Source organism: Corynebacterium callunae (genome assembly GCF_046592015.1).
Lineage (GTDB): Bacteria > Actinomycetota > Actinomycetes > Mycobacteriales > Mycobacteriaceae > Corynebacterium > Corynebacterium callunae_A.
Genome location: NZ_JAWVOB010000001.1, coordinates 226761 through 247325 on the forward strand (window position 1 = coordinate 226761; position 20565 = coordinate 247325).

General features: G+C 53.9%; 20 protein-coding genes and 2 tRNA genes. 13 read left to right on the forward strand and 9 right to left on the reverse strand.

The features are described from left to right. The first annotated feature begins 50 nt into the window (after positions 1-50). The 3 genes from SFC07_RS01075 (at position 51) to SFC07_RS01085 (ending at position 1876) form a co-directional block, all read left to right on the forward strand. Positions 51-124 (forward strand) — tRNA-Ile (locus SFC07_RS01075). A 191-nt stretch (positions 125-315) separates the two neighbouring features. Further along, positions 316-1125, forward strand: a complete 810-nt coding sequence (locus SFC07_RS01080) for a serine hydrolase domain-containing protein (protein WP_411206753.1) — start codon at positions 316-318, stop codon at positions 1123-1125. Between the two features lie 322 nt (positions 1126-1447). Next, complete coding sequence (locus tag SFC07_RS01085) at positions 1448-1876, forward strand: hypothetical protein (RefSeq protein ID WP_411206378.1); 429 nt, start codon at positions 1448-1450, stop codon at positions 1874-1876. Positions 1877-2004: 128 nt separating this feature from the next. Here the strand turns inward: SFC07_RS01085 and SFC07_RS01090 are convergent, their stop codons facing one another. Beyond that, on the reverse strand, positions 2005-2484 hold the full coding sequence (locus SFC07_RS01090; RefSeq protein ID WP_411206379.1) for a MarR family winged helix-turn-helix transcriptional regulator: 480 nt from the start codon (positions 2482-2484) through the stop codon (positions 2005-2007). A gap of 107 nt (positions 2485-2591) precedes the next feature. On the opposite strand from SFC07_RS01090, the gene SFC07_RS01095 reads away from it, so the two are divergent. Next, on the forward strand, positions 2592-3524 hold the full coding sequence (locus SFC07_RS01095; protein ID WP_411206380.1) for an aldo/keto reductase: 933 nt from the start codon (positions 2592-2594) through the stop codon (positions 3522-3524). Positions 3525-3553: 29 nt separating this feature from the next. On the opposite strand, the gene SFC07_RS01100 is transcribed toward SFC07_RS01095, so the two are convergent. From SFC07_RS01100 to SFC07_RS01110, 3 genes are all read right to left on the reverse strand, one after another. Further along, complete coding sequence (locus SFC07_RS01100) at positions 3554-4600, reverse strand: App1 family protein (RefSeq protein ID WP_411206381.1); 1047 nt, start codon at positions 4598-4600, stop codon at positions 3554-3556. 41 nt (positions 4601-4641) lie between these two features. Beyond that, complete coding sequence (locus SFC07_RS01105; protein WP_411206382.1) at positions 4642-5466, reverse strand: HAD-IIA family hydrolase; 825 nt, start codon at positions 5464-5466, stop codon at positions 4642-4644. Positions 5467-5529: 63 nt separating this feature from the next. Next, positions 5530-5856 carry an acyl carrier protein gene (locus SFC07_RS01110; protein ID WP_411206383.1) on the reverse strand — a complete coding sequence of 109 codons (327 nt, stop codon included), beginning with the start codon at positions 5854-5856 and terminating at the stop codon, positions 5530-5532. Between the two features lie 58 nt (positions 5857-5914). On the opposite strand from SFC07_RS01110, the gene SFC07_RS01115 reads away from it, so the two are divergent. After that, positions 5915-6928 (forward strand): alpha/beta fold hydrolase, encoded by a 1014-nt coding sequence (locus SFC07_RS01115; protein ID WP_411206384.1) that lies wholly within the window; start codon positions 5915-5917, stop codon positions 6926-6928. A 3-nt stretch (positions 6929-6931) separates the two neighbouring features. Here the strand turns inward: SFC07_RS01115 and SFC07_RS01120 are convergent, their stop codons facing one another. Continuing rightward, positions 6932-7642, reverse strand: a complete 711-nt coding sequence (locus tag SFC07_RS01120; RefSeq protein WP_411206385.1) for a DUF1707 domain-containing protein — start codon at positions 7640-7642, stop codon at positions 6932-6934. A gap of 229 nt (positions 7643-7871) precedes the next feature. Between SFC07_RS01120 and SFC07_RS01125 the strand changes: the two genes are divergently transcribed. The 3 genes from SFC07_RS01125 to SFC07_RS01135 are packed head-to-tail and all read left to right on the forward strand — an operon-like array spanning position 7872 to position 10564. Further along, positions 7872-8864, forward strand: coding sequence for an ABC transporter substrate-binding protein (locus tag SFC07_RS01125; RefSeq protein ID WP_411206386.1), 993 nt, complete (start codon positions 7872-7874; stop codon positions 8862-8864). Continuing rightward, positions 8861-9766 (forward strand): ABC transporter permease, encoded by a 906-nt coding sequence (locus tag SFC07_RS01130; protein ID WP_411206387.1) that lies wholly within the window; start codon positions 8861-8863, stop codon positions 9764-9766. The genes SFC07_RS01125 and SFC07_RS01130 overlap by 4 nt, the downstream gene beginning before the upstream one ends. A 6-nt stretch (positions 9767-9772) precedes the next feature. Continuing rightward, a complete protein-coding gene (locus SFC07_RS01135; protein ID WP_411206388.1) occupies positions 9773-10564 on the forward strand; it encodes an ABC transporter ATP-binding protein in 792 nt (263 codons plus the stop codon). Positions 10565-10640: 76 nt separating this feature from the next. Here the strand turns inward: SFC07_RS01135 and aceE are convergent, their stop codons facing one another. Further along, entirely contained in the window at positions 10641-13409 is a 2769-nt protein-coding gene (gene aceE, locus SFC07_RS01140; RefSeq protein ID WP_411206389.1) for a pyruvate dehydrogenase (acetyl-transferring), homodimeric type, read from the reverse strand. Positions 13410-14118: 709 nt separating this feature from the next. Here aceE and SFC07_RS01145 point away from each other — a divergent pair. Next, positions 14119-14550, forward strand: coding sequence for a DUF3052 domain-containing protein (locus tag SFC07_RS01145; protein WP_411206390.1), 432 nt, complete (start codon positions 14119-14121; stop codon positions 14548-14550). Positions 14551-14658: 108 nt separating this feature from the next. Next, positions 14659-14731 (forward strand) — tRNA-Val (locus SFC07_RS01150). A 179-nt stretch (positions 14732-14910) separates the two neighbouring features. Here SFC07_RS01150 and SFC07_RS01155 read toward each other — a convergent pair. The 3 genes from SFC07_RS01155 to SFC07_RS01165 are packed head-to-tail and all read right to left on the reverse strand — an operon-like array spanning position 14911 to position 17149. After that, on the reverse strand, positions 14911-15972 hold the full coding sequence (locus tag SFC07_RS01155) for an SURF1 family protein (protein WP_411206391.1): 1062 nt from the start codon (positions 15970-15972) through the stop codon (positions 14911-14913). Between the two features lie 33 nt (positions 15973-16005). Next, the gene (locus SFC07_RS01160; RefSeq protein WP_411206392.1) at positions 16006-16506 is read right to left on the reverse strand and encodes a low molecular weight protein-tyrosine-phosphatase; all 501 of its coding nucleotides are present in this window, start codon (positions 16504-16506) and stop codon (positions 16006-16008) included. Then, on the reverse strand, positions 16493-17149 hold the full coding sequence (locus SFC07_RS01165; protein ID WP_411206393.1) for an HAD-IA family hydrolase: 657 nt from the start codon (positions 17147-17149) through the stop codon (positions 16493-16495). The genes SFC07_RS01160 and SFC07_RS01165 overlap by 14 nt, the downstream gene beginning before the upstream one ends. Positions 17150-17245: 96 nt before the next feature. Here SFC07_RS01165 and SFC07_RS01170 point away from each other — a divergent pair, with 96 nt between their 5' ends. Genes SFC07_RS01170 through SFC07_RS01180 form a run of 3 tightly spaced genes read left to right on the forward strand, consistent with a single transcriptional unit; the run spans position 17246 to position 20334 of the window. Further along, entirely contained in the window at positions 17246-18403 is a 1158-nt protein-coding gene (locus tag SFC07_RS01170) for a Nif3-like dinuclear metal center hexameric protein (protein ID WP_411206394.1), read from the forward strand. A gap of 21 nt (positions 18404-18424) precedes the next feature. Next, positions 18425-19144, forward strand: a complete 720-nt coding sequence (locus tag SFC07_RS01175) for a zinc ribbon domain-containing protein (protein ID WP_411206395.1) — start codon at positions 18425-18427, stop codon at positions 19142-19144. An 8-nt stretch (positions 19145-19152) separates the two neighbouring features. Further along, on the forward strand, positions 19153-20334 hold the full coding sequence (locus SFC07_RS01180) for a bifunctional RNase H/acid phosphatase (RefSeq protein WP_411206396.1): 1182 nt from the start codon (positions 19153-19155) through the stop codon (positions 20332-20334). Positions 20335-20565: the final 231 nt, after the last annotated feature.

Here is a 20565-nt window from a genome sequence, read left to right on the forward strand (position 1 = left end):
AGGTGAAGTAGGCATAGCTATAATGTTCACGTTGCCTATGCGCAGCGGTCGGGGCTATAGCTCAGTCGGTTAGAGCCGTGGACTCATAATCCATTGGTCCCGGGTTCGAGCCCCGGTGGCCCCACAATTGCCCCACTTACATCTCTTAATCTCGGTGTGAGTGGGGTTTATTGTATCTAGCTGCAGCTTTGTTGAAATCTTAGGGGAGCTGGCTGTGATTGGGTGGGTGTAATCATGGGGGAGAACCAAATTTTTGGGCGTGTCGCGGGTGAGGTTGCCAGGAATCTAACAGAGTGATTGCTAGTGTCTGGAACTATGCAAAGCTTCAACACACTCAAGTCCTGGCCAGTCCCGAATGTGGCTGCCAGTGTGATTGCTGATGACGCTGTTCATACCTTCGGAGATGTGGATCAGCCTTTCGAGCTCATGAGTGTGACCAAGCTGCTCGCTTCCTATGGTTTCCTCATTGCTTTGGAAGAAGGCGTTTTTGAGCTAGATACGCCTTTGGGGCCTGAGGGCTCGACCGTTCGCCACTTGCTTTCCCATGCCTCTGGCGTGGCCGCGAATATGCCAGTTGCTGAAAAAGGCGTGGCAGAGCGTCGTATTTACTCCTCCGCGGGCATGGATATTTTGGCCGATGCAGTGGCTCAAGAAGTAGAAATGCCTTATCGGGAGTACCTGCAGGAAGCACTTTTTGCGCCTCTGGGCATGACCAACTCCAAACTCTGGGGCTCGGCAGGCTTCGGTGCACGCAGCTCCGTTGCCGATCTCACCGCCTTTGCTCAAGAAATCATTGCGCCGACCTTGATCTCTGCAGAAACCTTTGCAGAAGCCTGCACTGTGCAGTTCCCAGAATTAATTGGCACCGTGCCAGGTTATGGCATGCAGAAGCCTTGTCCTTGGGGGCTAGGTTTTGAAATTAAGGGGTCTAAGTCCCCGCACTGGACTGGAAATTCCATGCCAGCCAACACTGTTGGACACTTTGGGCAGTCGGGCACCTTCCTTTGGATGGCGCCGGGCACCGGCAAAGCAGGCGTGGTGCTCACTGACCGTGACTTCGGTCCCTGGGCTAAAGAAGCATGGACACCTTTTAATGATGAGGTCTGGGCAGAGCTTAATGCCTAGTCTTATGGCTCTTTTATAGCCCTGCACTGGGGAAACTGGGACTATTTGAGTCTGATGTGAACCAAGTGACAAGAACTCAGCCCAGCAAAAGGACTAAGTTTAAAGCTCAACTTGAGGTTTATTAAATGGGGGATAAACCTCAGATTGAGGGTTGCCGGCGGACTTTAACTCAACCAGAATCGCCTTTAAGTCTTTGAAGGAAATTGACGCACACGCGAGGCCGTTGGGGAAGACGAACCTCGTCTTACTTCCTTTAATTTCTTAGTGTGCTTCGGCGTGGTGAGAGGTTGAAGGTTGTCAAGTGTTGCCGAAGGAACCCGACATGACGAACAATGCATTAACCGTGCCCACCCGGACCCGTCATCAGGCGGACCTGTTTAAGGCAGACTTCTGGGAGGACACGGGACTACCCCAACTTAAAACCTCCGTGGCGGATTCTTTTGAAGAGGTTGCACGCCCTGCGCATACTGCTGTTCTAGAAATTAGCGCTATGCCAAGTGCGCTTCGTCAGACTGTTGAATCTGCGATGGTTGTGTGCATTCCGAGCCCTTCGGAATTGTGCGGTTCTAATAAGGATCCGCTCACCGCTCATTGGTTTACGGCATGGCGCCGTGACCCTTTTGAACTTGGCCTCATTGAGTGCCGAGAGGTGATTACCGGAACCCATGATGAACTCAACAAATTCCGAGAGGTGCTAGAAAATCTAGCGGATGAACACCGGTTTGAAGTACAGCTTCGTATTGTTGATTAATGTGCATTAGTTGGCAGTACGGATCAGAATCCCCTCCGGATTCGAGGTACAAACCAACCCCTGTGGGGCCTCTCTAGAGGAAGAGAGAGGCCCCACAGGGGTTTCATTTTGCCTGAGTCAACACCGCCTTAGGTGGTGCAGCCCGGCGCATCAATAACATTGGCAATTGTGGCCGTGGCCAGCCCTAAAGCTGTGGTTTGTTCGCTGGAAAGATGATCAAAAACAAAGCGTCGCACGGCGTCTACATGGCCTGGTGCGGTGGCTTTAACTTTCTCCATGCCCGCATCGGTTAGCTGCGCCAAAGCAAAGCGGCCATTGGTGGGGTCGGGGAGACGCCGCACCCAGCCTGCTTTTTCCATACGCGTAATCACACGCGATAAGTGGGGCAATTTCATATTGGCGCCTATTGCCAATGTGCTCATGCGAATTGACATCTCGGTCGCCTGAGAAATTTGGGAGAGCGCGTTATATTCAGCTAAGGAGATACCGGCATTTTCTCGCAGTTGGTCATCTAGGCGAGTGGGTAGCCATTCCATGACTGACCATAGGGAAAGCCAGGTGTCCATTTCTTCTGCATTAAGCCAGCGAGGGGATTCTGGTTGATTCATAAACCCAAGTATAACCCATCACTTGACGCGTCAAGTTGACACATCAAGTTAGCGGGCTTAGGGTGGGGACCCACCCAAAAATTAAGCAAATTAACATAGGAGTTTTAATGGCTGACACTGTCACCCCAAACCTACGCCTGGTCCTCGGCGGCAATACCTTCGGCTGGACCTCAGACCGCGAAACCTCATTCGCCGTCCTTGATGCCTTCGTTGCTGCTGGTGGCACCCACATTGATACCGCTGACCTTTATGCATCATGGGTAGGCGATGGCACTGGCGGCCAGTCAGAGCGCATCCTCGGCGAGTGGTTTAAGGAGCGCGGCAACCGCGAGCAGATCGTCCTGGCCACCAAGATGGGCGGATTGGCTCCCTATGACAACCAGCAGCATGATTCCGTAGTTGCAGCTCTCGAGGCATCATTGGAGCGCCTGCAGACTGATTACATCGATATTTTCTACAGCCACTATGATGATGAAAATGTGTCAATCGCAGATCAGGCTGTCACTTATGACTCTTTGGTGAAGTCCGGCAAGGTCCGCAATATTGCGTTGTCCAATTATTCCCCAGAGCGCATTCGTGAATGGCTGGAGTATGCAACTGCTAACAACCTCACCTTGCCTGCAGCAATTCAGCCACAGTACAACCTGGTGCACCGCGCAGATTTTGAGCAGGCCTACCAGCCATTAGCTCGCGAATTTGGTGTTGCTACCTTTACTTACTTCGCGCTGGCCTCCGGATTCCTTACCGGCAAGTACCGTTCCGCAGCTGACCTCGAGGGCCAAAACCGTGCTGGTTTTGTGGAGGGATACGCAACTGATGAAGGCTTTAAAGTCGTCGACAAGCTTGTTGAAGTCGCCACCGCCCGCGACGTTGCCCCTGCCACGGTCGCGCTGGCATGGCAGCTGGCCAAGGGCGTTACCGCCCCAATTGCTTCTGCCTCCAGCCCCGAGCAGTTGCCAGCGCTCGTTGCCGCCGCAACGCTCGAACTTGATAAAGACGAGGTAGCAGCGCTCGACGAGGCTGCCCAGACCTTCGCCTAAACCGCTGCTTTTCGACGCAAAAACGCAGCTTAAATGAACGGCTTGGTGGAGTAGTTTTTTAACAACTCGAAACCATCTTTGCCGTGCACAATCGGGACGCCCTGTCCACCATTTGTCGTAATGGTGGATAGGGCTCCCGTCGTTCCGTGGGAGAGCACATGCTCACTGGGGGAGAGCTCACGAATAGCAACGCCGGCAATACGATTAGGGTGCTCAGCCACGGCTTCGCCATAAATCAGTGGATCGTGCTGGCCGTCATCGCCCACCAAAATCCAGGTTATATTCGGGTATTCAATAAAGAGGTTGCGTAGCTGCACCTTTTTGTGTTCTTGGCCAGATCTAAAAAGGCCAGTGGGGGTTGGACCCCAGTCCGTCAGCAGCATGGGGCCATCGGGAAGATCGTGTTTGCCCAGGAAATCCTGCAGCGTTGCAAAGGTATTCCAGGCTCCGGTGGAAAGATAAAACACAGGCGCTTGGGGATCATTTTTTAGCAGCTCGGCATAGAACTTATTCATGCCCGGAACTGGCTTGCGGGTATTGGTGTGGCGGACCCAGGAATTCCAGGCAGCCAGCACTGCGCGGGGCAGCCAAGTAACCATGATGGTGTCATCAATATCAGAGACCAGGCCGATGCGGGCATTGTCATCAACAATGAGTACCCGCGCGATTTCGGTAGCTGAGCCCTCGGCGGTAATTTCTACCTCATGCCAGCCTGGCTCCAAGTGGTGATCCTCAATTAGCAGATCCACATAGCCACTTTGATCGGTGCGGGACTCCACCGTCTTTTCGCCCAGTTTTACAGTAACGGGCAGGTCAGCGACCTGAATGGTGAAGAATTGGCGCCAACCTCGTTGGGCTTTTTCGCTGATGTTTCCCGCGGTGGTGCGGGAGGGGGCGTCGACGAGCGCCTTTTTGGGGTTGGTCATGATAACGCGCGCTAGAACCCGCACCCGGTGGCCGGAACCATATCCGGAAAAGCCTATGACCTCGGGTTTCCAGCCTTGGTTGCGCGACCATTTGAGGGTCGCGTCATTGGTGCGGAATTCAATTTTGCGAACAATATCTGCAAGTGCCATGGGAACAACCCTAGACAACAAGCAGGTTATGTGCAGGGGACTTACATATCCTCAGGTTCTGGGCCCAGCTCGAAGGAGCCATCGCCAAAAGGATCGTCCCAGGTGTCGGCGAGGTCTGCAATGGAATTGGCCACGCGGGTGGGGCGGAAAGGATAACGGCGGATCTCGGCGTCATCGGAAATACCACTGCGTACCAGCACGGTGCGCAGACCAGCTTCCAGACCAGACTTGATATCGGTATCCATACGGTCGCCAATCATGACCGTATTTTCCGAGTGTGCCCGAATGTTATTCAGCGCGCTGCGCATCATCACCGGATTTGGCTTGCCAATATAATAAGGCTCAGCGCCGGTAGCTGCGGTAATAAGCGCAGCCACGGAGCCGGTCGCCGGCAAAATGCCCTGTGGGGAAGGCCCGGTTACGTCCGGATTGGTACAAATAAAGCGCGCGCCCTGCAAAATCAGGTTGATGGCGGTGGTGATTGCCTCAAAGGAATAGGTGCGGGTTTCACCCAACACCACAAACTCCGGGTGTGAATCCGTAAGAATCCAACCCGCAGTATGCAAAGCGGTGGTCAGGCCAGATTCGCCGACCACATAGGCCGTACCTTCTTTGACCTGGGCTTTAAGGAAATGCGCGGTGGCAGTAGCAGAGGTCCAAATGCGCTCTGGTGGAATATCAAGGCCAGAGGAGCGCAGGCGGGCGGAGAGATCGCGCGGAGTGAAAATCGAGTTATTGGTAAGCACCATAAACTCGATGTTGTTATTTGTTAGCGCCTGCAAAAAGCGGTCGGCACCGGGGATCATCTCGCCCTCTTTGATGAGGACGCCGTCCATATCGGTCAAATAAGAGATATTCACTGTCATGGACTCTATTGTGCTCTATTTTGGCGCCGGGCGTCCGGGGAATCTAGCCTAAGAAGCCTGGTCTTAAGAAGCCTGGTGGGACTGCACAAAATCAAGTACGTCTTGGACGGTCTTAAAATGCTTGGCGTCATTATCCTCAATGCGCACGCCAAAGTGATCTTCCACGGTGACAATAAGTTCAATCAAATTGAGGGAGCTAATAGCAAGGTCCTCAGAGAAGCGGGATTCTGGAGTGACATTCTCCGCGGAAATTCCGCCGATATCCTGCACCATCTTTGCCAAAGACTTAAAAATATCGGCATCGGTTGAGGCTTCATTTGTGGCCTTGGGCTGTGCGTCCTGCTCATTGATGGAGGAGAGGGATCCCAATTTGTCTTGAAAAGAGTTCATTCCCCCAAATTACCCCATTAGGTGCAGTAACCCCGGTTCGCACTTGTAGGCTGTGGGAATGTCGCGGGAGAAAAATAAGCATAGTCACCGTCTCACCCAGCTTCCGGGCCGGCGTAGGCGCACCCGAAAATTCTTGCGCACCGGCGCCAACTACAGCAAAAGCCGCACGCCTGGTTTATCGCGTGTGGATCTTCATAGCACCGTTGAATCCGATGACATTGCCATCCACACCTATGTTGTCGGCCCCGCGCAGGCTGCGGCGACAGTGGTTTTTATCCATGGTTTCACCCTCGCCGCCGAGGTCTACTACCTCCAAACTGAGTTCCTGGAAAAACATTTTCCACATACCAAAAGCGTGCTTATCGACGCGCGCGGCCACGGTGCCACCGGCCCCGTGGCGCCTGAACGGTGCACGGTGGAGGGGACTGCCGATGACGTCTTCGCAGCCATTAAGGCCCACGCCGAAACCGGTCCATTGATTTTGGTGGGGCATTCCCTCGGCGGATTAACCGCCCTAAACCTCGTGAAAAGAGCTCCCGCAGCTGTGCGCGACAGAATTGTGGGCTTGGTGCTGGTTGCTACCTCTATTGAATCTCTCTCGGCTCAGGGATTGCCTCAGGTTTTAGCGTCACCCATTGCCGATAATGTAAAAAACGCAGTGGAAACAGCGCCAGAAGACGCCCAAAAATTCCGCGAATATGCCTCCAAATTTCTCGCCCCCACCTTGGCCACTGCCGTTTTCCAAAGGAAAACCAGCAAGGAGGTAATTCAATTTCACGCCGCGATGATTCATGAAACCCCACTAGATACCTTCGTAGGATTTTTTGATGATCTCCAAGAACACGATGAACTTGATGCTGCCCCAGCGCTCCAGGGCTTAAGTGGCTTTGTGTTGGCCGGTGAAAAAGATGATGTCACCCCCATTAGCCAGGCCACTCGTATCTGCGAGCTCTGGCCGGAGGCAAAACTTCAGGTAGCGCAGGGTGCCGGACATATGCTGCCTTTGGAAGCCCCAGCTATTTTGAACAATGCGATTTCCAGGCTTCTAAAAGAACAGGGGCTGGAGGAGTAGAGCCTAAGCCCCGAAAATCTGGCCCCAAAAACCATAGGGCTCATTTGGGCTCTTGCTAAACACCTTCAATGTTGAGGCCCGTGACACCCCATTGAGGATCACCCGTGGCGCGCCGGGGAGTGGGGCAGTGTTCTCCACCTTAAAATCCGACCAGTTCTTTGATGCCATCTGCACATCAACATGAACTCCAGGAGGGACAATCAACACCATGCTGGACATATTCATAGTGACATTGATGGTGACAACCGGCGCTGCGGCTGTAGCTTTGCGCAAATCAAGATGGAGATCAGCGCCATTTAATTTATAAGAAGAATAGGCAGGAACTAACCACTCGCCAGTTTTCTTAATTGAGCCCATAGTGGATTGTTCCGGGACATCTTGCGGTGTCGAATTATAGGGCTGCGGCAAATGTCCACCCATAGGAATTCCGGGCGTACCAGTATGGAACTGAGCAGCCGGTGGTTGGGTCGGGGGTTGGGCAGGAGGCAGTGGCGGGGCAGCGGGTGGCTGCGGGGCAGGGATGTTTCCGCGGGGATCACCAAGGAATTGTGCACGAATGCGCATGAGGTCTGCATTGTCATCAGTGGACCAGACTATATCCAAAATTTCCTGGTACTTGTCCAGATCCAAGCGGCCTTGACCTACCAAACGGGTAAGTTCTGCTTGGAGGAACTCACGGTCGGAATCACTGGGCTTTTGTGGGAAGGCATTCATGATAAACCCCACCTTAGCGATCTAAAACAGCTCTTGCAGCAAAATTTTGTAGGGTCTTGGGGAAGTTGGATTTCGGTAGGGGTATTGAAAGGTGTACCCGCATCACCGGAAAGATTGCACATATGAATATGGGAACAAGTATCTTCAAATATGAGTCACTTCACAAGGTGCTCCACGAAGGGACTGTAGCAGACACTTTGTGCCCCACGTTTATATAAGGAGATATGCCATGTTTTCTTCTCGTTCGAAGATCCTTGCCGGCATTGTCACTGTAGGTGCGCTCACCCTGGCATCGTGCTCCAGCGATTCCAGTGAGGATTCAGCCACCGCCGATTCTGCTGGTGGAGAGTCCTACACCATCGGCATCAACCAATTGGTGCAGCACCCAGCACTAGACGCTGCAACCGCAGGCTTCAAAGAAGCTTTTGCTGACGCCGGCGTCGATGTAACCTTCGAGGAGCAAAATGCCAATGGCGAGCAGGGCACTGCTTTGACCATTGCCCAGCAGTTCGCTTCTGACAATCTCGACCTCGTTCTTGCCGTTGCTACTCCAGCAGCTCAGGCAACCGCCCAGAACATCACCGATACCCCAGTTTTGTTCACCGCTGTTACCGATGCAGTTTCTGCAGAGTTGGTTGATTCCAACGAAGCACCTGGTGGAAACGTCACCGGTACCTCCGATATGGCACCAATTGACGAGCAGCTAGCACTGCTGCAGGAACTGGTTCCAGATGCAAAGACCATCGGCATTGTCTACGCCTCCGGCGAGGTCAACTCCCAGGTCCAGGTTGATCAGGTCACTGAGGCTGCAAAGCCACTGGGCATTGAGGTCAAGACCCAGACTGTTACCTCCGTCAATGAAATCCAGCAGGCAGTTGAAGCCCTGGGCGATGTTGATGCCATCTACGTTCCAACCGACAATATGGTTGTTTCCGGTATCTCCTCCCTCGTTCAGGTAGCTGAGCAGAAGACCATCCCAGTTATCGCTGCAGAATCCGGCACCGTGGAAGGTGGCGCAGTAGCTACCTTGGGTATCGACTACACCGAGCTCGGCCGTCAGACCGGTGAAATGGCCCTGCGCATCCTCGAAGAAGGTGCAGACCCTGCCACCATGCCAGTGGAAACTGCCACCGAATTCACCTACGTGATCAATGAAGACGCAGCTGCTCGCCAGGGTGTCACCATTCCTCAGGAGATTCTGGACAAGGCCGACCGCGTATGATTGGCGCTTTAGAATTTGGCCTTTTATACGGTGTGGTGGCGCTCGGCGTTTACCTCACTTTCCGGGTACTGAACTTTCCGGACTTGACCGTGGACGGTAGCTTCACCACCGGTGCAGCTACTGCGGCCATGACTTTGATGGCGGGGTGGAACCCAATTTTGGCCACCGCCGCTGGTTTTGTCACCGGTTTTCTCGCCGGCATGATCACTGGTCTTTTGCACACCAAGGGCAAAATTGATGGTCTGCTCGCCGGAATTCTCACCATGATCGCACTGTGGTCGGTGAACCTGCGCATTATGGGTGGAGCCAATGTTCCGCTGCTGCGTACCGATAACCTCTTCAGCCCTTTGCGTGACGCCGATCTTTTGGGTACCTGGGCAGGCCCAGGCATTATTGCCGTAGCTGTTGCTGTACTGGCCGTTTTGGTGGTGTGGTTGCTTAATACCGATATCGGCCTAGCTTTGCGCTCAACGGGTGATAATGGTCCCATGGTGCAGTCCTTTGGTGTATCCACCGACTTCACCAAGGTTCTTACCATTTCTCTCTCCAATGGTTTTGTGGGATTGGCTGGTGCACTTATTGCGCAGTACCAGGGCTTCTCCGATATCTCAATGGGTATTGGCCTTATCGTGATTGGTCTGGCCTCGGTTATTTTGGGCCAGGCCATTTTTGGCCAAAAGCGCGTATGGCTGGCAGTCCTTGCCGTTGTCATCGGTGCAATTGTGTACCGCTTGATCATTTTCGCAGCTCTACGTTTGGGACTTGATCCCAATGATATGAAGGCTATTTCTGCCATCTTGGTAGTTATTGCCATGTTGGTTCCGCGCTGGAAAACTAAGTTCAAGCGCAAGCCCGCAGCAGCGGAAGTTCCTGCTGCCACGGTTTCGGAAAAGGTGGGTTAAGCAGTCATGTTGAAGATTGACAACATCAATAAGACCTTCTTCCCCGGAACGGTCAATGAGCGCCGTGCCCTGCAGAAACTTAACCTCGAGATGGTTGAGGGGGATTTTGTCACCGTCATTGGTTCCAATGGCGCTGGTAAATCCACCTTGCTAAACACCGTTTCTGGCCGCTTGCTGGTCGATTCTGGAAATATCAGCATTGACGGCATCAATGTCAACAAGATGCCTGAGCATAAGCGCGCTCGTTATGTGGGCCGTGTATTCCAGGATCCTTTGGCTGGCACTGCTCCCAATCTCACCGTTGAAGAAAACCTAGCTATTGCGTTGTTGCGTGGTAAGAGCCGCGGCTTGGGTATGGCGTTGAGCTCCAAGCGTCGACAGCTTTTTAAAGCGGAATTGGAACGGCTGGAACTGGGGCTGGAAAACCGGCTGGGTGCAAAGGTCGGCCTGCTTTCTGGCGGCCAGCGTCAGGCATTGTCGCTGCTTATGGCTGGTTTTACGCAGCCTAAGATCATGTTGCTCGATGAACACACCGCAGCGCTTGATCCGCAGCGCGCAGAGCTGGTGACCACCTTGACGCAAAAGATTGTTGCTGATGGTGGCTTGACCACGCTTATGGTTACCCACAATATGGAACAGGCGCTGCGCCTGGGAAATAGGCTGATCATGATGCATGAAGGTCAGATCGTTTATCAGGCTGACCAGGCAACTAAGTCTAAGCTCACGGTGCGCGATCTGCTCCAGGAGTTTGCCAACATCAAGGGCGCAACCCTGTCCGATAAGGCATTTTTGGGTTAATAAAACCGCGCTTTTCGACGAAAAACCGCTGCCAGACCAAGGTCTGGCAGCGGTTTTTTTGATGCTCTAGGAGTGTTTACTCTTCAGGAGCGTCTGGATCCACAGAAACTACAGTTGGATCGCTGATCTGGAACTTCTCAGCAGCCTGAGCAGCTACAGAGACATCGATCTTGCCCTCGCGTGCCAGTCCGTTAAGAACTGCCACCACGATGGACTCAGCGTCGATGTTGAAGAAACGACGAGCTGCAGGGCGGGTATCGGAGAAACCGAATCCATCTGCACCCAGAACGGTGTAATCGCCTGGAACCCATTCGCGGATCTGGTTAGGCAGATCGGTGGAGAAGTCGGAGACTGCAACATAAGGACCGGAGGTCTGCTTAAGCTGGGTGGTCACAAATGCTTCACCAACGTTGGAACCTGGGTTGCGGAGAGCTTCCTTGTTGCGACGTGCGCCGTCACGAGCAAGGTTAACCCAAGAGGTAGCGGAGTAGATGTTAGCGCGCACGCCGTACTCTTCCTCCAGGATGCCCTGTGCCTTGATAGCCCACTGCATACCTACACCAGAAGCCAGGATGTTGGCCTCGTGGCCGGTTCCCTCGCCGCGGGAGTAGAGGTAAATACCCTTGTGCAAGCCCTCGAGGTCCAGATTCTCAGGCTCTGCAGGCTGTGGCACTGGCTCGTTGTAGATGGTGATGTAGTAGATAACATTCTCGCCCTTGCCAGGGCCATACATACGATCAATACCGCGGTGAATCAGGTGTGCAATCTCGTAGGAGAAAGCAGGATCGTAGGTCTCAACACCTGGGTTGGTGGAAGCCAAAACAGGGGAGTGACCATCCATGTGCTGCAGACCTTCACCGGTAAGGGTGGTACGGCCAGCAGTTGCACCCAGCAAGAAGCCACGTGCCATTTGGTCAGCTGCAGCCCAGACGGAGTCACCGGTGCGCTGGAAGCCGAACATGGAGTAGAAGATGTACAGCGGGATCATAGCCTTGCCGTGGGTGGCATAGGAAGTACCAGCTGCAATGAAGGAAGCCATGGAGCCTGCTTCATTGATACCTTCGTGCAGGATCTGTCCGGTTGGAGCCTCACGGTAGGAGAGCATGAGGTCGTGGTCAACTGGGACGTAGTTCTGGCCGTGAGGATTGTAGATCTTCAGGGTTGGGAACCAGGAGTCAAGGCCGAAGGTACGAGCCTCATCAGGGATGATTGGCACGAGGCGATCAGCGATGTTCTTATCGCGCATCAGTTCCTTGAAGGTACGCACGGTTGCCATGGTGGTAGCAACCTGCTGCTTACCGGAACCCTTGCGGACAGAACGCAGCTTGTCGATCGGAGGAACCACGATGGGCTCGTAGTTCTCACGACGCTCAGGCAGGTAACCGCCCAATGCTGCGCGACGTTCCTTCATGTACTTGATCTCCGGAGCGTCCTCACCGGGGTGGTAGTAAGGAGGCAGGTATGGGTTCTTTTCCAATTCCTCATCGGAGATTGGGATGCCCTGCTTGTCGCGGAAGAGCTTGAGATCATCAAGGGTGAGCTTCTTCATCTGGTGGGTCGCATTGCGGCCCTCGAAGTTATGGCCCAAGCCATAGCCCTTAATGGTGTGAGCCAGGATTACGGTTGGACGATCCTTGGTCTCAAGTGCGCGCTTATAAGCTGCGTAAACCTTGCGGTAGTCGTGTCCACCGCGAGGCAGCTTCCAGATTTCATCGTCGGTCATGTCTTCAACGAGCTTTGCGGTGCGAGGATCGCGACCGAAGAAGTGCTCGCGGACGTAGGCGCCGTCGTTAGCCTTGAAGGTCTGGTAGTCACCATCGGAGGTGCTGTTCATGATCTCAACAAGCGCACCGTCCTTATCCTTTTCCAGCAGTTCATCCCACTCGCGGCCCCAAACGACCTTGATGACGGACCAGCCGGCACCGCGGAAGAAGGACTCGAGTTCCTGGATGATCTTGGTGTTACCGCGCACAGGGCCGTCAAGGCGCTGCAGGTTACAGTTCACCACGAAGGTCAGGTTGTCCAGGTTGTTGAGTGCTGCCTGCTGAATGAGGCCGCGGGACTCTGGCTCGTCCATTTCGCCGTCGCCAAGGAATGCCCAGACGTGCTGGTCAGAGGTGTCCTTGATGCCACGGTTTTCGAGGTAACGGTTAAAACGTGCCTGGTAAATTGCATCCATTGGGCCCAGACCCATGGACACGGTTGGGAATTCCCAGAAATCCTTCATGCCGTGAGGGTGAGGGTAGGAAGGGATGCCACCCTGCTCACGGGAGACTTCCTGACGGAAACCGTCGAGGTCATCCTCGGTGAGACGGCCTTCCATGAATGCACGGGCGTACATACCTGGTGAAGCGTGACCCTGGAAGAAGATCTGGTCGCCGCCGCCTGGATGGTCCTTGCCGCGGAAGAAGTGGTTGAAGCCAACTTCGTACAGTGGGGCTGCGCCGGCGTAGGTGGAGATGTGTCCGCCCACTCCGATGCCTGGGCGCTGTGCGCGGTGCACCATGATGGCCGCATTCCAGCGGATCCAACGGCGGTAGCGCTTTTCCATTTCCTCATCACCAGGGAAGTCAGGCTCCATGGAGGTAGGAATGGTGTTGACGTAGTCGGTAGACGTCATTGGGGGAAGGGATACACGCTTTGCGGATGCACGTTCAAGCAGACGCAACATTAGGTAGCGAGCGCGTTCCGGGGAAGACTCTTGAAGCAATCCATCGAGTGAATCCATCCACTCTTTGGTCTCCTCCGGATCAGAATCGTTCAAATAAGATGCAACGCCATCGCGGATCATCGCGAAGTTGGTGTCATCCGAGGGCTTGCCACCAAGTTTTGCTTGATCGGCCATTTCCACACCTCCTGTTGGAATGTTTTATTTCAGTTATGCAATTCCGGTATTCCGGCACCTTCACACAGTTTTAATTCACGGCATTCGAACCAGACCCGGAAGGGCTGTGGACCAAGTGCAGTAAACGTTTTAAAAAACTGAAGTTAGGGTGAACGCATAAGTCGTCCCCAAGAATACGCAATAACCTGAGTTGGGTTTAATACGTCGTAATTGTGTTGCTACCCATAAATGCATTTCATACGACCATTACGGGAGTTGGCTTGGAAAGCAGCCATGTTTGTTGAGTTTGTTTGTTTCTTAGTTAACACAACTAGCTGCAAATACTCTCCACGCTGCTAATTTTTGCAAAGTTTATTGGGGTACCTTTTCCGCTATGTGGAAAGCCTACTAAGGGGTGTGACCTTTCTCTCACAAATATTTTTCATGCGCATAAAAATGTTTTAAGTGCGATTCCTATCGCGTTATGAGGGTTTGCGGTCGGCGCCACTTGGAGCGTCGACGTGGCTGCGGCGTGCGGAAGGGATGCGTCGAAAAGCGCCATTTTTTCAGGTAATGGGGGCGAAGGCGGAAAAAATTTGCTGGGAAATGTGGTTCTTTATGGGGGTGGGGCGGTAATGTGCATTCCGTATATAGAAAACGCCCCAGGACTGCCAGCTTGGAAAGTTGGCGGTTCTACTCAAAGGGGCCCATCACAAGGAGGAACATTAAAGTGGCCGACGCTCCGGGCGCAGTCAAGCAAGGTGCCCAGGATTATGCTCAACTACTCGGCATTCAATCGGGTCAGACTGTTCAAGAAGTTGGATGGGATGAAGATTGTGATTCGCTCATTAGTGAGTCCATCGAGGACGCTATTGGCGAGGAACTACTCGATGAGGAAACCGACGAGCTGTGCGATGTCGTGCTGCTCTGGTGGCGCGAGGACGACGGTGATCTTGTCGACGGACTGGTGGATTCCATTCGTTCCCTCGCGGAAAATGGTCGAATCTGGCTTTTGAGCCCTGGTGTAGGAAAAGATGGGGCACTGGCTCCAGGAGTTATCTCCGAATCCGCTCAATTGGCCGGCTTGGTTCAGACTAAAGCTGAGCGCCTCGGCGCTTGGCAGGGTTCTTGTCTTGTTCAGCGCGGAAACAAGAAAGACTAAGAGCTTCATTTTCCCGCTCTGAGCAGCGATTTTTAGAGTTTGGGAATGTTGTGTTAGTATTTCTCTCGTTGCTTCAACAGCTGCCAGACAGTCTGTGAAAGCACGTGAGCGCCTTTAGCTCAGCTGGAAGAGCAGCTGGTTTACACCCAGCAGGTCGGCGGTTCGAGCCCGTCAGGGCGCACAATTAAAAACCTCGGATTCAGTACTTCGGAAAGAGTACTGAATCCGAGGTTTTTTGCTTGCTTCCGAGGTTGTGAATCCGAGGGATTTTAGAGCTGAGCGCATTTTGGGCATAAAAAATCTCCCCAGACCTCAAGCTCGGGTGAGAGCTCCATATCTGGGGAGAAAATTCAAGAGAAATTAGAAGCGCTGCTCATCTCGCTTGGAAAGCTGCTGATAGTGATTGGGATGCTGATTGCCATAGCGGGCGCGGCGCTTGCGCGCTGAATCCTTCGTGGCAGCGTCTTCATCGATTTCAACCGCGTTGGGCTCCTCCAAAGCAACAGTTACCTGCTGGGGCTCAGCCACCGCGGCACTAGGCTTCTCCAACCCCGTTGCAGGCTCGGACTGCCCAGCAGTCTCAACAAGCTCAGCCATTTCCGCGCGCTCTTGCTTTTCGCGGCGGCGTTCGCGGAACTCAGCCCACACAAAATATCCCAAGCCCAGCGGCGCCATAATGCCAAAGGCAATCCACTGGAAGCCATAGGAGAGGTGGCTGCCGCGGTCAAGCTGTGGAATAGGCATTGCGCTAAGCACACCAGGTTGGTTTTCAGACAGCTGTACGTAGTCGGTACCCAGATCGAGGCCAGTAACCTCAGAGATCTGTTCGGTATTAATTCCGTAGACCTGCTTGTAGCCGCTATCTTCCATCGGTGCAGTTCCAGGCACTCTTTCATTCTTACGAGCCAGGCCAACGATGGTGGTCTCGCCAGCAGGAGCCGGGGCGATTTCAGGAACGATGGTGCCCTCAGAGGACACAAAGCCACGGTTGATAAGAACCACGCGGCCATCCTCAAGCTCAAAAGGGGTGAGGGATTGGAAAGCGGGGCCGTCATTTACGGGGCGCAGGCGCAAAAGTACTTCACTATCGGGCAAGTAGTGCCCGGTTAGTGAAACCCGGAAGTACTCAGAGGTTTGAGGAACCACGCCGGCCGCGTCGAAAAGCTCGGAGTAGGGGACCACCTCACGCTCGAAGCCCTCCAAGATTTGTTCATTGCGGGCGACGATATCCTCGTCCTTATTCAGCTGCCAGGGCGCCAGCATGGAAATGGCTGCATAGGAGAAAGAGACGATGAGCAGCACAGAGATAATCCACCCAGGGGTCAAGAATGCTTTAAGACCCTTGGGTTTTTGCTTTGGACCGCTGGTTCTAGGAGTGCCTGCATAGCTCGCATGGGCAGTGTTCTTTTGCTTGCTTTCCACACTTGACACCTTAGAACTTAAATCTCCAAAGACCTAAGCACGATTAGAGGTGTGATTAACAACCCATTCCAAAAGACCAGGCATGGCGTCCTCAATATTTTCCCGGGTCAGGGCAAAGTCCTGCTGGGTGCCGTAATAGGGGTCGGCGACATCATCATCAGGGTTGGACTCGGGATCAAAAGAGCGCATGAGGCGGATCTTGTCATTGGGTGCTCCGGTGGCAGCCAGCTCATGGGCATGGCCGTTATCCATAGCTACAAAAAGATCAGCACGCATATGCTCTGGTCCCAGCTGGGCTGCGCGGTGAGTGGAGCCGTCATAACCGGCAGCTTTGAGCTCAGCGACAGCGCGACGGTCAGCAGGTTGGCCCACATGCCAATCGCCCATGCCACAGGAGGAGAAAATTACTTCATCGCTAAGGCCTGCTTCCTCAGCTTTGGCACGTGCAATGACCTCGGCCATGGGGGAGCGACAAATATTGCCGGTGCACACAAAGACGATTTCCAGCGGCAAAGTGAAATTAGGCCCACTCATGGATAATCCTTTCTAGTTCGGCAGCTGAGGTTGCGGTATAACGAGCGTGTTGCCATTCGGCAGCCTCGCCATAACCCCAGGTTACAGCCACACAGTCAATGCCAAATTCTGCTGAGCCCTCGATGTCATGGGAACGATCGCCGATCATCAAAATATTGGCGGGTTCAGTTAATCCCACACTATCCAAAACATGCTTAATCACGGCGGGCTTATTGCGGCGGGGACCATCTTCTTGGGCAGCACCCATGAACTCAAAAAGCTCAAACATATTAAATTTCTTGAGTACTTGCTCGGCAAAAAACTCGCCCTTGGAGGTAGCAGTGCACAACCTAAAGCCCTCAGCTTTAAGGCGAATCAGCAGATTACGCATGCCGGGGAATTCTGAGGACATATCCCAACCCACCTCGCCATAGTGCTTGAGGTAAATCTGCAAACCTTCCTGAGCCTGAGTGGGAGTCATGCCTAGATCCCGCAAGGTCCATTCCATTGGCGGACCTGGAACCCGACTAATGCGTTCTTCGGTAGGGATTTCCCAGTCCATGACGCACAGGGTGTGCAGGAAGGAGGTTCGGATTCCGGGGAAAGAATCCACCAGGGTGCCATCAAGATCAAAAAGCAGGGTTTTATTGGAATTATCTTTCATGTCCTTTACTTTGCCAGAAAATCTAGCCCGCGTAGCCGTCCGCGCCCTCGGCTAGACTTAAGGCTCTGACATCAAGGCAATTCAGGAGTTTTAATAGTGAGTGTTTTAACCGTCGCAGATATCCGTCGCCTCATGGATCGGGCATATCCACCAGCACTGGCAGAAAGCTGGGATAAGGTGGGCCTGATCTGTGGCGATCCCGCTGAGCCGGTTCAAAAAATTGCACTCGCGCTGGACTGCACTCAGGAAGTTGCAGAAAAGGCCGTGGAAATGGGCGTTGATATGCTCATCATCCACCACCCCTTGTTGCTGCGCGGGGTGACCTCGGTGGCCGCCGATGAGCCTAAGGGCAAGGTGCTGCACACCCTCATCCGCGGGGGAGTTGCGCTTTTTGCCGCCCACACCAACGCCGATTCCGCGCGCCCCGGCGTTAACGATAAGCTCGCCGAGCTCGTGGGCATTACGCCCGGCCGCCCCATTGCGCCGCGTTACCTCGGCGCCCTAGATAAGTGGGGCGTGCAGGTGCTGCATAAAGATGCAGAGCATTTTAAAAAGAGGCTTTTCGACGCAGGAGCCGGCGCAATCGGTGACTATCGGGAATGCGCTTTCGAGATCGAAGGCATGGGGCAGTTTAAACCCATGGCAGGATCCAATCCGACGCAGGGAGACGTCGAAAAGCTCTTTAGGGACGCCGAGTTGCGCATTGAATTTGTCGCCCCGCGACGCTTACGTGGCGCCCTGATCGCGGTTGTGCATGAGGAACATCCCTATGAGGAGCCGGCTTTTGACATTGTGGAATTAGAACCAACCGGTGATTTGGAACAGGCTTATGGCCTGGGAAGAATCGGAAATTTGCCAGAGCCTATGCGTTTGGCGGACTTCGTGCAGCAGGTTGCCAATAATTTGCCGACCACTGCCTGGGGCGTGCGTGCCACCGGTGATCCGGAGCAGATGGTTTCTCGCGTTGCGGTTTCTTCGGGGTCAGGTGATAGTTTCTTAAGTGATGTGATTAAGCTCGGAGTAGACGTATATGTCACCTCCGATCTGCGACACCACCCGGTGGATGAGTATCTGCGCGAGGGTGGCCCAGCAGTAGTAGATACTGCGCATTGGTCGAGTGAGTTTCCGTGGACCGAGCAGGTAAAAGAACTGCTTGCCTCCCAAGCCCCACAAACCGAGGTCACTGTACTTTCCATCCGCACTGATCCGTGGACAATGGCAACAAAGTCCGCGCCCGATGCTGGCGATAACTGAGAACTAAAGAGGAGAAACCCCATGAAATTGGAACAGTCAAAGCAGAAGCTATTGCTCGATTTGGCAACTGCGCTTCGTCTTAAAGACGCAAAGCTGTCCGCTCAGGACACCAAAGAGCAGCAAGCTTTGGACAAGGCCATTGCTGAACAAACCCGTCTGCGCGACGCTGCCGCTGCTGCTCAAATGGCTGTTGATGACATGGAAAATGAGATCCTGCGCATCCAGGCTGATGAGCGCAAGCTGCGTCTGCGTAAGAAGGATGGCCAGGACGCCCTGGGTGCCGAAACTGATGAGGAACGTCGCCGCGACCTCACCCACGATATCTACACCTCCAAGTCCCGGATCGCCGATTTGATGAGTGAGCTGCAAGAAGCCCACAATGAAGTCCACGCCCTGCGCAACAACCGCGACCTTGCACAGTCCCGAGTGAAGGACGCAGAACGCAAGGTTTCTGAGGCTCGCGAAGCTCTAACTGCGGCTCAGGAGCGCGCCGGGGAAGTTGAAGATCCCACCGTATTGATCGCTCGTTTGGAAGAGGAGCTACCTGCTGAGGTTATTGCTGCTTTCCGTGAACAGCGTGAAGAAAATGGCATTGGAGCAGCACTATTTAATGGCCGTTCCTGTGGTGGCTGCGCTATGGTGCTGCCTGCCAATGGTATTTCTGAGATCCGCAACACCCCAGCCAATGAAGTTCCTCATTGCCCAGAGTGCGGTTCCTACCTCATTCGCGATATCTCCTAGGTTGCAGTGTGGCTGAGCATTCAAAACTAGTTATCGAGGCCGACGGCGGTTCTCGTGGAAATCCAGGCGTGGCTGGGTCCGGCACCGTGGTGTATTCCGCCAACAAGGCTGAGGTCTTGCGCGAAATCGCCTATGTGGTGGGCACCAAAGCTACCAATAACGTTGCCGAATACCGCGGACTTTTAGAAGGTTTAAAAGCTGCGCGGGAACTCGGCGCCACCGAGGTGGATGTCTACATGGACTCCAAGCTGGTGGTGGAGCAAATGTCGGGACGCTGGAAGATCAAGCACCCCGATATGAAGGTCATGGCCATTGAAGCCAAGGAGATCGCGAACGCGATTGGCAATGTGAGCTATACCTGGATTCCACGTGAGAAAAATAAGCGCGCTGATGCCTTGTCCAACGTGGCGATGGATGCTGCAGCTGCTGGCAAACCTGAAGGCCCGGTGGGTGGTTCGGCTGCTGGAGCTGTTCCGGTGGTGGAGTCTGCTGAGGCCGCGGAGGCTCCGGAGGCTGAATCCAAGGACCTCAACTGTGACGTCACCAAACCAGCCAATTGGAACGGTGCCACCACTGACCCCACCCGGCTGTTATTGCTGCGCCATGGCCAAACCGCTATGTCTGCAGCGCGTCAATATTCTGGACGCTCCAACCCGCCACTTTCAGCACTTGGTGAGCAGCAAGCAACAGCTGCTGCAAGGCGTCTAGCTCAGCGTGGTGGCATTGATGCGATTGTGAGCTCTCCACTGTTGCGCACCCGCCAAACTGCAGAAGCTGTTGCCGATGCTTTGGGGATGAAAGTCCGTATTGTTGATGGTCTAATTGAGACCGACTTCGGACTGTGGGATGGCAAGACCTTTGATGAAGCTCGAGACCTTGATCCAGAGCTGCACGATAAGTGGCTTAAAGATACCTCCGTTGCACCTCCCGGTGGAGAATCCCTCCAGGCGGTGCACCGCCGCGTTAAAGGTGTACGCCAAGAGCTGCAAAAAGAATATGGTGCGGCAAATGTGCTGGTGGTAAGCCATGTGACCCCGATTAAGTCCTTGGTCCGCCAGGCGCTGGATGCGGGCCCGGCCTTCTTCAAGAAGGCGCACCTGGATTTGGCATCACTTTCTATCACCGAATTCCACGATGAGGGCCCTAGCTGCCTGCGTCTTTTTAATGACACCTCGCACCTGGATGCCTAAGGTTCAACTGTTTTAGGCCTGTCCGGGGAGTCTCAGTGGGGCGAGCCGCTGTACCTTTCGGTAGGGCGGTTCGGGGCACCTTGCCGTAGTGCGTGGCTAGGGATCTTCAATAGTCACAGTAAAAATAGGCACAAAGGATCCATTTAGAGGGTAGTAAACCAAAACTGCGCAGCTTAGAATTCATTTATCAAGAATCCTTAGGATCGTGCGTCACCTTTAAATACAGCGAAG